This window comes from Kitasatospora sp. NBC_00240, from assembly GCF_026342405.1.
In the GTDB taxonomy this organism is placed as follows: Bacteria; Actinomycetota; Actinomycetes; order Streptomycetales; family Streptomycetaceae; genus Kitasatospora.
Genome location: NZ_JAPEMU010000001.1, coordinates 2954806 through 2969597, shown reverse-complemented (window position 1 = coordinate 2969597; position 14792 = coordinate 2954806). Strand labels below are relative to the sequence as shown.

Below are 14792 nucleotides of genomic sequence, written 5' to 3'. Positions count from 1 at the left end.
GGCACGTCCCATACGTGCCCGGCCGCTCATCGAGTGAGGCGAGTGAGACACGGCCCGTCGAGGGTCTGGTTCCGCATGCCCGCCCGGGGCTGTCGAGAGGAACCTCATGACCTTCCGTAACGAGACCGCCGCTGCCACCACCACCTCCGCCAAGCGCAACCGCGTGCGGATGGTCGTCATGGCCGGCGCCGTCGCCGCCCTGCCGGTGGCCGGCCTCGTCACGGCCCACTCGGCCTCCGCCGCGTCGGTGGCCACCTGGGATGCCGTCGCCCAGTGCGAGAGCACCGGCAACTGGAGCATCAACACCGGTAACGGCTTCTACGGCGGCCTGCAGTTCACCTCCAGCACCTGGGCCGCCTTCGGTGGCACCGCCTACGCCCCGCAGGCCAACCTGGCGACCAAGGCGCAGCAGATCGCCATCGCCGAGAAGGTCCTCGCCGAGCAGGGCCCCGGCGCCTGGCCGGTCTGCTCGGTCAAGGCCGGCCTGACGAAGGGTGGCGCCCCCGCCGCCGTCGACACCGCCGCCCCGGCCGCCGCCAAGCCCGCCGCCCCGGCCCCCGCCGCCCCGGCGAAGCCCGCCGCCCCCGCCAAGCCGGCCACCTCCTCGGACGCGGTCGCCGCCCCGGCGAAGCCCGCCGCCCCGGCCCCGAAGGCGTCGGAGCCGGCCAAGTCCTGGAACTCCGACGCCGCGAAGTCGTGGAAGTCGGCCCCGGCCAAGAAGAGCACCGACGGCAACTACACCGTCAAGAGCGGCGACACCCTGAGCAGCATCGCCGCCGCCAAGGGCCTCGACTGGCACGCCCTGTACACCAACAACGCCCAGGTCATCGGCGGCAACGCCGACCTGATCTTCCCCGGCCAGACCCTCACCGTCTGATCCGGTCCGGGCAACCGGTCCGGTCCCGGTCCGGGCACCTGCTTCGCTGCCGGCCGTGGACACCCACTCGGGTTCCGGTCCGCTGCAGGGCAGAACCCGTCCGATCCTGCGGGGCCGACCGAGCATTTCCGGCGCGTACCGAACGGCCGCTTCCCTGCGGGGGAGCGGTCGTCCGGCATGTCCGGCGGGGCTTGGGCGGGGCGTGGGGGCGTTCGGTGGAGCGGTGCGCCCGGCGGGGGAGGGAGCGGTGCCGGGCGCTGCCGAGCGGGCGCCGCAGCGGCGCCCTCCGGGCCCCGCGGCCCCGTACCCCGGATGGCAGGCACCGGCGGCGTGTCACGGTCGGTGTCGGTGGTGGCCGCCTACGCTCGGCTGCTGTGCCTTCCTGGGACTAAGCGACAAGCATTCTTAATCGGCGCCGTGGCGCTGTGGCTGGCCGTTCCGGTGTCGGGCGCCGTGCTGCGCCCGGCCGCCGCGGCCCCGCTCCTCGACGGGCCCGGCCCGCGTGCCCCCGTCGCCCTGGCCGTCCCGTACCCGGCCGAACTCCCCGGTGCCCCGGCCGGTACGCCTGCCGGCGCGCCGACGCCGGGGGCGCAGGGCCCGCCCCCAAGGCCCGGACCGCCCGGCGACCCGCGCCCGGACCATGTCGCACGCCGGCACCCGGGCCGGCCCGGCGCCCCCGGTACGCAGCGACCGCCGGCCGGGCACCTGCCGCCGGGCCCTCAGCTGCCGCCGGACGCGCACCTGCCGTCCGTCGAGCCCAGGGTGCCCGGAACTCCCATGCGGCCGGCCGTCCACGACACGGTCTGGGACGAACTCGCCCAGTGCGAGAGCAGCGGGGACTGGCGGGCCAACACCGGCAACGGCTACTACGGCGGCCTGCAGATCTGGCTGCCCACCTGGGCGGAGGCCGGCGGCCCCGCCTTCGCCGACCGCCCGGACCACGCGTCCCGTCGTGAGCAGATCGTCGTCGCGGAGGAGATCCTCCGACTGCAGGGATGGGGGGCCTGGCCCGTCTGCTCCCGCGAGATCGGTGCCACGGACATCGAGCCGGGTCCGGGACCGGTGCCGGACCCCGACCCGGGTCCTGAGCCTGACTCTGATCCGGGCCCCGATCCGGGCCCCGATCCGGGCCCCGACGCCGGTCAGGAACCGGTCCAGGACCCAACTTCGGTCCCGGTCCCGGTCCCGGTCCCGGTTCCGGACCCGAGCCCGGGGCCGACTCCCGACCCGCCCTCGGGTACCGAACCTGCGCCCGAACCATGGAGCGAACCGGCGGGCGAAGCGGCTCCCGGCCCGGACCTGGGCCCCGCCCCGGGGTCCGACCCAGCCTCGGAGCCCGGCCACGAGCGGGCGCGCGGACAGGACCGTACGCGGGCGCACGGACGCGACCGCACGCCGCACCGGGACCGACTTCCCCCGGCAGGCGCGCCCGCGCCCGTACGGTCGGCGCCCTCCCCGTGACCGGACAGGGGCGGCGGCGGTCGCCTCCGCGCCCCGGGCCGAGGTCGCCGCGCTGCGGAACCGCCGGCGCCGAGCCGCGCCCACCGTCACCGCCACCCCGGGCGCGGGAATGTGCCGGACCGCAGGAGAATTCGACTGGACGAAGGCGGTAGCCGGGCGGGGACCTCCCCCGGGCCGTCCGGGAGAGGAAGCACACCCATGGGAACCCCCGTCGACCAACTGGTCGAACTGCTCGACCTGGAGCAGATCGAACTGAACATCTTCCGCGGCCGCAGCCCCGAGGAGGAGTTGCAACGCACCTTCGGCGGTCAGGTCGCCGGGCAGGCGCTGGTCGCGGCGGGGCGCACGGTGGAGGGCGACCGCCCCGTGCACTCCCTGCACGCCTACTTCCTGCGCCCCGGCGTTCCAGGAGTGCCCATCGTCTACCAGGTCGACCGGATCCGGGACGGCCGCTCCTTCACCACCCGCCGGGTGCTCGGCATCCAGCAGGGCCGCTCGATCTTCGCCCTCACCGCCGACTTCCACGTCCCCGAGCAGGGCGGGATCGAGCACCAGAACACGATGCCGGAGGTGCCCGCCCCCGAGGACCTGCCCAGCGCCCTGGAGGAGGTCGGCGCCAGACTCGGCGAGCTGCCGCCCTTCATCAGCCGCCGCCAGCCGTTCGACATCCGCTACGTCGACCGGCTGCGCTGGTCGAAGGAGGAACTGGCCGGGGTCGAGCCGCGCAGCGGTGTCTGGCTGCGCACCAACGGCGCCCTGCCGGACGCACCGCTGATCCACGTCTGCGCCCTCACGTACGCGAGCGACATGACCCTGCTGGACGCCGTCCGCGCGCCCGTCGAGCCCCTGTGGGGGCGGCGGCACTTCGACATGGCCTCGCTCGACCACGCGATGTGGTTCCACCGCCCCTTCCGCGCCGACGAGTGGCTGCTCTACCAGCAGGAGTCGCCCGTCGCACACGGCGCTCGGGGCCTCGCCCGCGGGCAGATCTACGACCGCAGCGGGCAACTGGTGGTCTCGGTGGTGCAGGAGGGACTCTTCCGGCCGCTGCCGGAGTAGCCGCCGCCGTCCACGGCGGGCCGCCGCCGCTCCAGGGGCCGGCCCGCCGCTGAGGGCGGGCTGACCTGCGGGGAATGTTCCGCCCCCGGAGCGAGCGTTGAGGCTGTTGAGACCGGTTGAGCCGGTGCCTGTCGGACTGGAGCGTTTCGATGACCGAGACTGCCGCAGAGGTGTGGAAGCACTGGAGTGACGGCCGAGCGGCAACGGTGAGTTCGCCGCACGGCCAGCTCGCGCTCACCGGGACGCACTGGCTGGAGCCGGATCCCGGCCAGGTGCCCGGCCTGCCCGGCCTCTGGTGGAGCGACAGCGAGGGCGTCCGGCTGCGCGCCACGGCCCAGGACGCCATCGTGCTCGACGGCCACGGCAGCCCGGACCTCCCCGTGGACGGCGAGGTGCTGCTCCGCCCCGACACCGACCCGGCAGCCGACACCGCCGCCTTCGGCGACCTGCGCCTCGTCCCGATCGAGCGCGAGGGCGAGATCGCCCTGCGGGTGTTCGACCCGGCCGCGCCGGCCCGCCTGGCGTTCGCGGGCATCGCCGCCTACCCGTACTCGCCGGAGTGGGCCGTCCCGGCGGTCTTCACCCCGTTCGAGGCCGAGCGCCCGCTGGTCGTGCCCAACGCCGACGGCCGGGAGCGGCCGCTGAACGTCACCGGCCAGATCACCTTCACCCTCGCCGGCGAGCAGCACACCCTGACGGTCAGCCGCTCGGGCGCCGGCCTCAGCGGGGTGATCGCCGACGCGACGAGCGGCAAGGACACCTACCGCTTCCGCTTCATCACGCTCCCCGCGCCGGACGCGGACGGCCGCACCGTACTCGACCTCAACCGGGCCCACCTGCCGCCCTGCGCCTTCGCGGACCACTTCATCTGCCCCTTCCCGCCGCCGGGCAACCGCTTCGCCCTCGCGGTCGAAGCGGGGGAGAAGCACGTCCTGACCCGGTAGCTGTCACCGTCCTCGCCCCCCCGCTCCGGGTGCGGTCCCTGGACCGCCGCCCGGTCCGGTCGCTGACCTCACCGTCCCGGTCCGGTCGGTCGCGGTCCGGCTGACGGGGCCGTCGACCGTCCGTTCGCACCGCCACCCACCCCGGTGGACGGCGGTTCGAACGGGCAGTCGACGATGTATTGCTGTGTCGACGAATCAATCTTCAGCGAGCGAGTCCCCGAGCCGATCTCCGCGATCCCCCAGCCGATCCCTGCCCGATGCCTTGGGCGAGGACCCGGCCCCCGACCACCCCGACCACCCCGCCACCGCCGGCTCCGCCCTTCCCGAGCCGGCCCACGCCGGTCTCGCCACCTCCGGGTCCGCCACCGCGACGTCCGCCGAAACCGCCGGCGCCGCGCCCTGGTACCGCCGCGCCGCGCGCGGCGCCTTCGCCGACCTGAGCCCGCTGCGGGAGAACGCCGACTACCGACGACTCTGGTTCGGGCAGGCCGTCTCCTCGATCGGCCAGCAGATGACGGCCGTCGCGGTGTCCGTCCAGGTCTACGACCTCACCGGATCCAGCTTCGCCACCGGCCTGGTCGGACTGTGCTCGCTGCTCCCCCTGGTCGCCTTCGGCCTGTACGGCGGGGCGATCGCCGACACCGTGGACCGCCGCCGCCTCGGCCTGATCGGCGCGGCCGGCCTGGCCCTGGTCTCCGCCGTCCTGGCCGGTCAGGCGCTCGCCGACCTCGGCCAGGTCCTGGTCCTGTACGCGGCGGTGGCCGTCCAGGCCGGATTCTTCGCGATCAGCTCACCCGCCCGCTCCGCGATGGTCCCCCGGCTGGTGCCGACCCATCAGCTGCCGGCGGCCAACGCCCTCAACACGGTGAGCATGAACCTCGGCCTCACCGTGGGCCCGATGATCGGCGGCGTCCTGATCGGCGCCTACGGCGCGCAGGCCGCCTACCTGGTCGACACCGTCGCCTTCGCCGCCACCCTCTACGCGATGTGGCGACTGCCCGCGATGCGCCCCCTCGGCGAACGCAAGGGCCGGGCCTCGGTCCTGGACGGGCTGCGCTTCCTGCGGGAGCAGCCCAACCTGCGCACCAGCTTCCTGGCCGACCTGGCCGCCATGATCTTCGGCATGCCGCGCGCCCTCTTCCCCGCCATCGCCGTCGGCTTCTACGGCGGCGACGCCCGTACGGTCGGACTACTGGTCTCCGCCCCGGCGGTCGGCGCCCTGATCGGCGCCCTGTTCTCAGGCTGGATCAGCCGGGTCCACCGCCAGGGCGCCGCCGTCCTGGCCGCCGTCGCCGCCTGGGGCCTGGCCATCGCGGCCTTCGGCCTGCTCCACAACCTGTGGCTCGGCCTCTTCATGCTGGCCCTGGCAGGCTGCGCCGACACCGTCAGCATGATCTTCCGCAACACGATGATGCAGGTCGCCGCCCCGGACGAGATGCGCGGCCGCCTCCAGGGCATCTTCATCGTGGTCGTCGCCGGCGGCCCACGCCTGGGCGACTTCGAGTCCGGCGCCGTCGCCTCCCTGACCTCACCCGCCGTCTCCGTCGTCACCGGCGGCCTCGCCTGCGTGGCCGCCATCCTCCTGCTCGCCGCCCGCCGCCCGGCCTTCCTCCGCTACGACGCCCGCCATCCCACCCCCTGACCTGCACCCCTGACCTGCACCGCCCCGCCACCCGCCCCCATCACGCCCCCGCTCCCACCAGCCACGCCGCCCCCGGAAACCTGGCAGCGAGCACCCCTCCACGTGCTGTATTGTTTTCCACGTCACCGGGTCACCGGGGACAAGGTCGAGAAACCGAAGAGCAGAGCCGCAAGGCCCTCCTCCGAGGATCCGAGACCACGGGACGTGGCGCAGCTTGGTAGCGCACTTGACTGGGGGTCAAGGGGTCGCAGGTTCAAATCCTGTCGTCCCGACTGGGGTTCTCCCCATTGTCGCAGGTCAGAGGCCGTTTTCTCGTTCGCGAGGAAGCGGCCTTTGGCGTTTTCTGAAGCCTGCCTCTCACATTCGCCTCACGGTTTTCACGGTTCGACGGCGGGGGCTTGGGATTACTCGGCGCCACGAGCCGTGGCTATATACGCTTCTTCTCCTTATGTCGGATTTGTCGATCGCCGCAATGGGCTGGATGGTTGCTCGCCGTGATTGACGATTCTGGCCAGAGGGTTCGCACTTGACGCATCTGCCGTCGATCAAGTGCGCGCTGACCGTGTCGAGCGTGAGGGAGCTGGGGCTTCTCCCAACCGATTCGTGTTCTCCGGGGGCAGGTCTGGAAGCCGCTGCCGAGATATCGGGGGATGATTCGAGTGGCGGTCAGATGCCGGCGGCGGTGCGGACGGCCCGTACGGTGCCGTCGGGGTCAGGGTCGGTGACGGCCAAGCGGGCGTACGGCGAGTAGCGCCACAGGTCGACGCAGACGGCGGGCCGGCGGGCCCGGACCCGCACGGCCGAAAAGTCCTCCCCCAGGGGATGCGGACGGACGCCGTAGGACAGGACGCCGGGAATCCAGGTGCCCCGTCCCCGCACGCCGCGCAGAGCACGCCACCAGTCGGGCTCGACGCTCACCTGACGGATCGCGGACACGGGCACGCGGACCTCACGGCGACGCGCCGCTGCCCTCTCCCACCACGACAGGTCGACGATCAGGTCATCGCCCTTCACCACGAGTCGCGCCATCGCTCGTCCGTACCGCCTTCCGGCATCACGCCGGTCGTCGGTCTCGGGACCGTCACCCGGCTGCGGGTCGACACCGATGCCGTCCCCGCCCTGGCGATCCGGTACGGTCCTCGCCCGCGCCAATCATCTCCTTCCCGACCTGGCTACCACCAGGCCCGTCGGCTGCGCCCACCTTCGCGTCGACCTGGCGGGCCGGTAGGACAGGGTGATCGATGCGGGGCACCCTCCGCCGCTGCTCCGGACTCCGGACGGCCGCTGTCGAGGTGGCCTGCGGGGCGGTGCTCAAACGCCGTCCCGCAGGCCCAGTACCGGGCCTCGGCGCTGCACTCGCCCACCACGGTGGCGAGCCGCTCGATGACGCGGCGACGTTCTGACTCGCTCGCGCCGAGTCGGCAAGCAACGGGCCGAAGTGGCGTGGTTGCTGGTCCGGTCGGTGCGGACCTGCACGGATCGCGGCGGGAGCCAGGCCCGCGACCCCTACCCGTCGGGCTGGAGAGTGCGACGACCGGTCGGAGTACGGTGGGGACACCGGGGTGGTTCGAATGCCCGGTGTCCGCCTGCGCCGTCCCCCCTGGTGAGTGGGCTCTTCCCGGGCCTGCAGATGGGTGGCGGGCCATGGCGGAGGACTGCGACACGTCGTTCCCGGCGTTCCTGCCGGACCGGTTCCGCGAGTCGGCAAGACGGGTTTCGGTTCTGCTGAGTCCGGAGACGACGCGGTCGCGCGCGGGGACGCTCGATGGCGCGTGGTGGCCTCGTTCCCGTGACGTCGATGCCGAGCCGCCCGGCCTGGTCCCTGAGCTGACCGACCAGCTGAGCACTGTCACGAGCATCGGCCTGGATGCGGACGCGTGGGACGACATCCCCGCCCCTCTGGTCGTCGACGGCCGGTCCGTGTACAGCAACTGGTACCCGTTCGATGACGACACGATGATCATCCCGCGGGTGATCGCGTCCATTCACGCTGCTTGTCGTCCCTCCGCGGGCAAGCCTCGACGCGGACCGTGCCGCCATGGTGCGGGCGGTCGAGGCCGGCGGCACCGACTCGGCGCAGCGGATCCCCGTCGCCACCGGCATCAGCTCCGGGCCTTCCGGCGAAATCGTTCTGACCGATGCGCCACCCGTCGTATGAGGTGTACGGGTGGCAGGAAGCACGGTGGAGACATGTCCGTCTACGTGAAACTCTCGGTCGAGGCCAGGTCACCGTCCGAGCCGTCCAAGGGGCCGTTGGACATGCAGTACCAGGACGTCCCCGGCGGGCTCACCTACGAGTACGACCTGCATCCGAGCGGAGCGCTGCGGATCCTGCGCGTCTTCGAAGACACACCGCACGCGGTCGAGGTTTGCTTCAGCCCTGGGGCGTGGCTTGAAGTCGCGGGCACCTATCTGCGAAGTGGTTCCGCATACTGATCCGCGGGTCCGGTCGGCGCACCCCCACCGAGGGCCACCCGGCGGTGCCGGGGTCTCAGCGGAGTCGGTTCGGCTGGACCCGTCGGGCTGTCGGCCGCACGGCCGGCGTCTGTCCCGGGCGGCTCGATCGGACCGACAGCTACGGTGGTGAACTGACGCGACGGTATTCGTTCACCCGGCGGGCCCGAATGCGCGCTTTACCGGAGTATCCTGGAAAGCAGCCGGAGAACTAATCGGCAGGACGATCGCGAGGAGGTGCATATGCAGATCAGAGAAGCAGGAGCCCTGATTCTGTGGCTCGTGATCGCGAAATCCCAACCCAGCCCTTCGGCTGGGAGATAGCGGGACCACTTGGGTGCCGGGGGCACAGGTACAAATCCTGTTGTTCAGATCAGCGTTTATGCAGGGCATGGGCCGTTTCCGCAGTGATGCGGGGCGGCCTTATTTGTTGGTTCCGCCAGGTGGCGGTCGCAATGTGATCCCGGCGCGCTGCCGTAAGCGCTCGGGCCGATTCTTGCCCCCGCGATCTAGCACTTGCCCCCGCGATCTAGCAGGTGTCCGAGCGGCTCGGGAATACCGTAGAAGTACGTCCGTTTCCTCGCCCGGTGACCGTCCGGCGCCGCAATCGCCGGGAGCCAGCTGATCGGGTGCGGATTTGTTGCAGGCGGCCCCGACGGCTCCGGCGGGCTACCTGCGGTGCGGCGCGCAATCGGCGTGCCGACGGGTCCGCTCCCTGTCCACGGGAGGAGACGTGATGAGTCCCGACGGGCAGCGTCCCGTAGCGGTCGGAGTCGATCCCGACCCTGCAGGTGTCAGCCCGGCTCGTCGACGGGGACCCGGCCGAGGTGCTGAGCAGGCAGGCCGAGCGGGCCGTGGTCTGGTCCTGGGCTCGCGACCGTTCTCCGGCGTTCGGGAGCTGTTCCACTCGGGTGCGGTGACTCCGCCGCTGATCGCGCACGCGAGCTGCCCGGTAGTGGTCGTCCGGGATCCGGAGCACATCACCCAGCAGCCGGCCTGCGTCGTCGTCGGCGTGGACGGCAGCCGAACGTCACAGGACGCCGTGGAGGACGCCGTGGACTACGCCCTTCGAAGCGGCGGCGAGCCGAAGCAGCACCTCGTCCCGGTGGGTTGCGTCGCGAAGGACAACGGTGTGGTCCGACCGCGGGACGGACCGGTGAACAGCCTGGCCATCGGGTCGTGTCCGACGGCGTCGAGGCGTTGTCCCACCAGTGCGCGGATCTCGGGGACGAGCGGAAAACGCTCCGGCGCTTGCCCTTGGTGTCCTCGTCCAGCAGGCCGCCGGGGCCCGGTGTGGTGTGCCGGCAGAGGTGCCACATCCAGGTCGGGCCGCATCCACCCCAGCGTTGCCCCGGGCCTACCCCGCTGGCCGGGGTGGGGCAGGCGGTGGACGACGTCCGCGGGAACCGGCGCTCCAGCACGGTCGGCGGGGTAGGCCCGGCCCCCACCGAGGGTCGGGGGATCGACGATCCCGGGTTCCGCGCCCGCCATGGGCCGGCCGTGAACCGCTTCCGGCTCGGCTGAACGGCAGGCGGGGCCGGCTGGTCCACGGGCCGTTGGTGACGCCCCGCCACTTCGCAGTGGTGGGGCGTCGGACGCTGGTCGGGCGGGAGGGGTCAGGCGCCCGCGATGAGCATGCTCAGGTCGAGGGCCGGGGCGCTGTGGGTGAGGGCGCCGATCGAGACGGCGTCGATGCCGGTCTCGGCGATGGCGCGGATGCGGTCGAGGGTGATGGTGCCGGAGGCTTCGAGGGTGATGTCCTGGCCGGCGGCGAGTTCGGCGCGGAGCCGGACCACGCTCCGGATCTCGTCGTTGGTCATGTTGTCGAGCATGATCCAGGACGCCCCCGCGCGCAGCGCCTCCTCGGCCTCGGCCACCGACTGGACCTCGACGTCGATCAGCACCTCGCGCCCTTCGGCCGCGCGGCCCGCCTGGACGGCGCGGACCGCCGCGGTGACCCCGCCGGCCGCCGCGACGTGGTTCTCCTTGAGCAGGACCATCGCCGCCAGGTCGAGCCGGTGGTTGGTGCCGCCGCCGGCGGTGACCGCGTACTTGTCGAGGGCGCGCAGACCGGGGGCGGTCTTGCGGGTGTCGAGCACCCGGACCGGCAGGTCCTGGACGGCGTCGGCGAAGTGGCTGGTGAAGGTCGCGATGCCGGACATCCGCTGGAGCAGGTTGAGCACCGTCCGCTCGCCGGTGATCAGGCTCCGGGCGGGGCCGGAGAGCTCCACCAGGACGTCGTTCGGCGCGAGCCGGGCGCCGTCCTCGACCACGGGCACGACCTTCACCTCCGGGTCGACCCGGGCGAAGACCTCGGCCACGATCGGTAGGCCGGCCGCCACGCCGGGCTGCCGGGTGATGATCACGGCCTCGGTGCGCAGTTCGGCCGGGACGCTCCACCGGGTGGTGATGTCGTCCCCGGCGGCGTCCTCGGCGAGGGCCAGTTCGGCGATGCGGCGGGCGGCCTCGATGGGAAATGTCATGATGCTGCGTCAACTCCTCGTTCGTGACGTGACTACGGCATTCTCCATCCGATCCGATCAGGTCAGGTCAGGTCAGGTCGTGGACCCGGGCCCGCCGGCCCCAGCGGACGGCCAGGGACCAGGCCAGTGCCAGCCAGCCGAGACCCACCGCGATCTCGGCGGCCACGGCGCCGGCGTACGGCTGACCGGCGAGGGAGAGCCGGAGGGCCTCGATGCCGTGGGTGAGGGGCAGCACCGTGCCGAGGTGCCCCAGGGCGCCGAGCCGGTCGGCGGGCACGACGGCGCCGCTCAGCACCAGGACCAGGTAGGAGGAGGCGTTGCCCAGCAGGAACTCCGACCTGCCCATGATCGCCAGGACTCCGACGGCGATCCCCAGGCAGGTGCTGGTCACCGCCATGAGCACGTACAGGCCGAGGTTCGCGAGCAGATCCACGCTGGTGCCGCCGATCCCCAGGACCGGCCCCGCGACCGCCAGCACCGCCAGCGAGACCAGCATGGCCTCACCGGTGTAGGGCAGGTACTTGAGGACGAAGAACCGGAACGGCGGCACGGCTCCGGTGAGCACCCGGTACAGCGTCCCCTCGTCGCGGTCGAGGGCCGGCGAGCTGGCCGCCGCAATGATCGACGACAGGCACATCAGGTACGCCGAGATCCCCACGAAGGCGCTCTGGCCGCTCTCCTGCTCCCCGCCGGTCACCCTGGCGAGCAGGACGTAGAAGACGGCCTGGAGCACCGCGCGCGGCACCTTGGAGAGGAAAAGGACCTGCGGCGGGTCCTCCACGAGGTAGAGCCGCCAGCCGAGGCGCAGCTGCTCCACCGCCCGGGCCACGGCGTCAGGAGAAGTCGAGGGTGCCGAGCGCGCGAGCACGGTTCACCACCTTCCGGAACAGGACGAGCCCGGCGAACAGGTAGACCAGCGTCAGCCCGCAGGCGACCAGGAGCGCCCGCCAGTCCTGGCTCCCGGCGGCGGCGGAGACGAGGTACTCCTTGGCCCAGCGCAGTGGGATCAGCCGGGAGATCCACCGCAGGGCCACCGGCAGCATCCGGTCGGGGATGAGCAGGCCGCCGAGGATGAACACCGGGTACAGCAGGGTGTTCCCGATGTGCAACCCGTGCCTGGACAGCACGAACAAGCAGCTCAGCAGCGACCCGAGGGCCACCGCCGAGGCCATCGTCACCAGCACCCCGAGCAGGAACCAGCCGGGTTGGACGAGGTGCGGGCGGACCCCCCGCAGCAGGCCGGCCAGCAGGCCGGTGACCAGCATGGCCCCCGAGGTGAACAGCACCGAGCCGGCGCACTTGCCGATCAGCACGACCCATGGGTTCCACACGCTCACCACGTTGCGGGACATCGTGCCCTGGACGATGTCCCGCCGGATGATCCCGCCCGCCATCCACACCAGGGACGCCCACAGGCTGGCGGCCAGGACGGAGATGAGTGTCCGGGTGGCCTCCAACTGCGAGCCGCCGGCGGACGGCAGCGCGATCACCAGCAGTACGGCGGGCTGGACCCCGCCGAGCAGGAGCACCATCGGGCCGCTGCGGACCATCACCATCTGGATGCGCGCGGACTCGTAGAGCACGGCCAGGCCCGAGGTGAACCGGCCGGTCACGGCTGCCGGCCCGCGTAGAGCCGACGGAAGGAGTCCTCCAGCCGGGCCGGTGTGACGTCGAAGGACTCCACGGCCCGGCCGTCCAGCAGGGCTCCGACCTCCTGCAGCGCGCCCGCGCTCCACTCCTTGATGCTGAGCGTCAGCCGCCACCGCCCCGCCTCCGGTTCGCCGGGGGTGGCGGAGACCGTGGGGCTGTTCACCGCGGTCGGTGGCTCTCCCCGGCCGGTGACGGTGATGGTGGCCGCGAACCCGGCGTGCCGGGCGAAGTCGGCCAGCGGCATGTCCTCGACCAGGCGCCCCTTGTCGAGCACCACCACGCGGTCCGCGAGCTCCTCCACGTCGAGCAGGTAGTGGCTGGTGAGCAGGATCGAGATGCCCCGCTCACGCATCGCCGAGATGTCGGACCGCAGCCGGGCCGCCTCGATGGGGTCGAGGCCGACGGTCGGCTCGTCCAGCAGCATCACCCGGGGGGAGGTGGAGAACCCGACGGCGAGGTGGAGCCGTTGCCGCATGCCTTTGGAGAACGTCTCCAGCCGGCGGCCGGCGACCTCGGCGAGACCGACGCTCTCCAGCGCGGACCGGACGGTCGCGTCGAGCCGCCTCGGGTCCGCGCCGTTGAGCATGGCGAAGAACCGGAGGTTGTCCCGGGCGCTCAGCCGGCTGTAGAAGCCCTTGTCGCCGCCGAAGACCACCGACTGCACCCGGCGGACCAGCTCGGGCTCCCGGGCCACGTCGTGGCCCATCACCCGCGCGGTGCCGGACGTGGGCAGCAGCAGCGTCGCCAGGATCTTCGTCAGGGTGGTCTTGCCGGCCCCGTTCTCGCCCAGCAGCGCGACGATCTCACCCTCGGCCACGCTGAACTCGATGTCGGACAGTGCCGTGGTCCGTCGGCCGGACCGGTCGAACTCGCGACTCAGCCCGGAGACCTCGATGGCGGGCGTCACCGCTTCCTCCTAGTTGCCATGAAAACTGATGACTCCCATGCCGTGGAGAGCCGCGAGGGCGCCCTCGAGGACCTCGACGGTCACGTCCGGATCGATGTCCCGGACGAATTCCGCGTGCAGCTGCGCGAGGTCGGCCCCGTTGCACCTGGACCAGAGCAGGGCCATCGCGTCGGTCAGCTCGTAGGCGATGTTGGGGCCCGCCAGGATGAAGCCGTCGGTGAACCGCATCAGCCCATGGAAGGGGTCGCGCAGGGGCGCGCCCGGCCGGGCGGGGGAGAAGAAGTCCGGCAGGGCGGGGCCGCCCGTGGTGCCGTCCCAGCCGGTGGTGGCCGCGAACGCGATCAGGCCGGCGGCCAGGAAGAGCCGCTCCGGGGCCAGCCGGGCGGCCGACGCCGCCAGCCCGTCCAGCGGCACCTGCCCGTACCGGAGCGCCCAGACGGACTCGAACATCGGTGCCAGCAGCGGTGATCGGGCGGCGCGGCGCAGCAGGAACTTGGGGCCGACGTACAGGGAGCGCTCCGCGGTCAGCACGGCCTCGATCCCGGCTTTGACGGCCTCGTCCGCCGCGGCCAGCGCGGTGTAGTGGTCGTCGACCGCCAGCGCGCCGTAAGCGTCCTCGGCGAAGGAGGAGGCCTGCTGGGAGTGGTGGTAGATCATCACCCGGGCCACGGTGTCGAGGTCCGGCCCGGCGAGCTCGGGGGTGCGGCCGATGCCGAGCCGGGTGGCCACGGCGTACCGCACCACCTTGATCATTTCCTTGTGGTCCAGATTGCCCTGGGTGCGGTCGCCGGTCGAGATCCGGTAGGAGCTCATGAGCTCCGTGCGCCGGGTCCACTCGGCCGTGCTGACGGTCAGCAGGTCGAACCGCCGCCCGTCGACCACGTGCTGCCGGGTTCGGTCCGCGGTGGCGTCGCCGCGCACGGCGACGATGTCCACGTCGGACTCCGCGTGGCCCAGCCCGACGGAGAGGCTGCCCACGATGAACGCGGCCTCGCAGTCGTCCGCCAGCACGTCCGTCACGACCCGGACCGCCTCGGCCCGCTCGGCGGCGGTCACCTGGCGGTCCGGAATCCTGTGTTCGAAATTGTCAGCCATCGACGAATGCTCCCGGGAGGAAGGGCGCGGCGGATGCCCGGGACTCTCATCCGGTGCCCCGGACATCCGCCGCGTCGTTCATGCGGACCTACCGGCCCTTGGTCAGGCCACGGCCTTCGAGTTGTTGGTCTTCTCGGACTTCTTGATGTCGAAGTTCATCCGGATTCACCTCCCGGTCGATGGGCGGGGGCGGGGCTCCCGCCCCCGAAGCTGCAGGCCG

At 72.3% G+C, this 14792-nt stretch carries 12 protein-coding genes, 1 tRNA gene and 1 pseudogene; 8 read left to right on the top strand and 6 right to left on the bottom strand.

All coding sequences use genetic code 11. The features are described 5' to 3' along the window. Positions 1-106: 106 nt before the first annotated feature. From OG689_RS12540 to OG689_RS12515, 6 genes are all read left to right on the top strand, one after another. Positions 107-877 (top strand): transglycosylase family protein, encoded by a 771-nt coding sequence (locus OG689_RS12540; RefSeq protein WP_323189278.1) that lies wholly within the window; start codon positions 107-109, stop codon positions 875-877. Between the two features lie 177 nt (positions 878-1054). After that, positions 1055-2338 carry a transglycosylase family protein gene (locus OG689_RS44795; RefSeq protein ID WP_323189277.1) on the top strand — a complete coding sequence of 428 codons (1284 nt, stop codon included), beginning with the start codon at positions 1055-1057 and terminating at the stop codon, positions 2336-2338. Positions 2339-2536: 198 nt separating this feature from the next. Next, complete coding sequence (locus OG689_RS12530; RefSeq protein ID WP_266320183.1) at positions 2537-3397, top strand: acyl-CoA thioesterase II; 861 nt, start codon at positions 2537-2539, stop codon at positions 3395-3397. A 149-nt stretch (positions 3398-3546) separates the two neighbouring features. Then, positions 3547-4341: a DUF1684 domain-containing protein gene (locus OG689_RS12525; RefSeq protein WP_266320182.1), complete on the top strand. Its 795-nt coding sequence runs from the start codon at positions 3547-3549 to the stop codon at positions 4339-4341. Between the two features lie 436 nt (positions 4342-4777). Further along, the gene (locus OG689_RS12520) at positions 4778-5983 is read left to right on the top strand and encodes an MFS transporter (protein WP_266327044.1); all 1206 of its coding nucleotides are present in this window, start codon (positions 4778-4780) and stop codon (positions 5981-5983) included. A gap of 198 nt (positions 5984-6181) precedes the next feature. Further along, a tRNA-Pro gene (locus OG689_RS12515) sits at positions 6182-6255 on the top strand. 394 nt (positions 6256-6649) lie between these two features. Here the strand turns inward: OG689_RS12515 and OG689_RS12510 are convergent. Continuing rightward, positions 6650-7012: a hypothetical protein gene (locus OG689_RS12510; protein ID WP_266320180.1), complete on the bottom strand. Its 363-nt coding sequence runs from the start codon at positions 7010-7012 to the stop codon at positions 6650-6652. Positions 7013-7366: 354 nt separating this feature from the next. Here OG689_RS12510 and OG689_RS45035 point away from each other — a divergent pair. Next, positions 7367-7936: pseudogene (locus OG689_RS45035) on the top strand (DUF5994 family protein); the annotation flags it as partial. Between the two features lie 237 nt (positions 7937-8173). Next, positions 8174-8419: a hypothetical protein gene (locus tag OG689_RS12505; RefSeq protein WP_266320179.1), complete on the top strand. Its 246-nt coding sequence runs from the start codon at positions 8174-8176 to the stop codon at positions 8417-8419. 1634 nt (positions 8420-10053) lie between these two features. Here OG689_RS12505 and nadC read toward each other — a convergent pair. The 5 genes from nadC to OG689_RS12480 form a co-directional block, all read right to left on the bottom strand. Beyond that, on the bottom strand, positions 10054-10920 hold the full coding sequence (gene nadC / locus OG689_RS12500; RefSeq protein WP_266320177.1) for a carboxylating nicotinate-nucleotide diphosphorylase: 867 nt from the start codon (positions 10918-10920) through the stop codon (positions 10054-10056). Positions 10921-10987: 67 nt separating this feature from the next. After that, positions 10988-11788: an ABC transporter permease gene (locus OG689_RS12495; RefSeq protein ID WP_266320176.1), complete on the bottom strand. Its 801-nt coding sequence runs from the start codon at positions 11786-11788 to the stop codon at positions 10988-10990. Then, entirely contained in the window at positions 11754-12533 is a 780-nt protein-coding gene (locus OG689_RS12490) for an ABC transporter permease (RefSeq protein WP_266320174.1), read from the bottom strand. The genes OG689_RS12495 and OG689_RS12490 overlap by 35 nt, the downstream gene beginning before the upstream one ends. Then, complete coding sequence (locus OG689_RS12485) at positions 12530-13477, bottom strand: ABC transporter ATP-binding protein (RefSeq protein ID WP_266320173.1); 948 nt, start codon at positions 13475-13477, stop codon at positions 12530-12532. Before OG689_RS12485 ends, OG689_RS12490 begins: the two co-directional genes overlap by 4 nt. 9 nt (positions 13478-13486) lie before the next feature. Continuing rightward, the gene (locus tag OG689_RS12480) at positions 13487-14572 is read right to left on the bottom strand and encodes a hypothetical protein (RefSeq protein ID WP_266320171.1); all 1086 of its coding nucleotides are present in this window, start codon (positions 14570-14572) and stop codon (positions 13487-13489) included. Positions 14573-14792 lie beyond the last annotated feature (220 nt).

Bases quoted from the DNA above. Each gene is read 5' to 3' on its own strand.
- OG689_RS12540 (WP_323189278.1), top strand. From the start codon at position 107: ATGACCTTCCGTAACGAGACCGCCGCTGCCACCACCACCTCCGCCAAG.
- OG689_RS44795 (WP_323189277.1), top strand. From the start codon at position 1,055: ATGTCCGGCGGGGCTTGGGCGGGGCGTGGGGGCGTTCGGTGGAGCGGT.
- OG689_RS12530 (WP_266320183.1), top strand. From the start codon at position 2,537: ATGGGAACCCCCGTCGACCAACTGGTCGAACTGCTCGACCTGGAGCAG.
- OG689_RS12525 (WP_266320182.1), top strand. From the start codon at position 3,547: ATGACCGAGACTGCCGCAGAGGTGTGGAAGCACTGGAGTGACGGCCGA.
- OG689_RS12510 (WP_266320180.1), bottom strand. From the start codon at position 7,012: ATGGCGCGACTCGTGGTGAAGGGCGATGACCTGATCGTCGACCTGTCG.
- OG689_RS12505 (WP_266320179.1), top strand. From the start codon at position 8,174: ATGTCCGTCTACGTGAAACTCTCGGTCGAGGCCAGGTCACCGTCCGAG.
- nadC (WP_266320177.1), bottom strand. From the start codon at position 10,920: ATGACATTTCCCATCGAGGCCGCCCGCCGCATCGCCGAACTGGCCCTC.
- OG689_RS12480 (WP_266320171.1), bottom strand. From the start codon at position 14,572: ATGGCTGACAATTTCGAACACAGGATTCCGGACCGCCAGGTGACCGCC.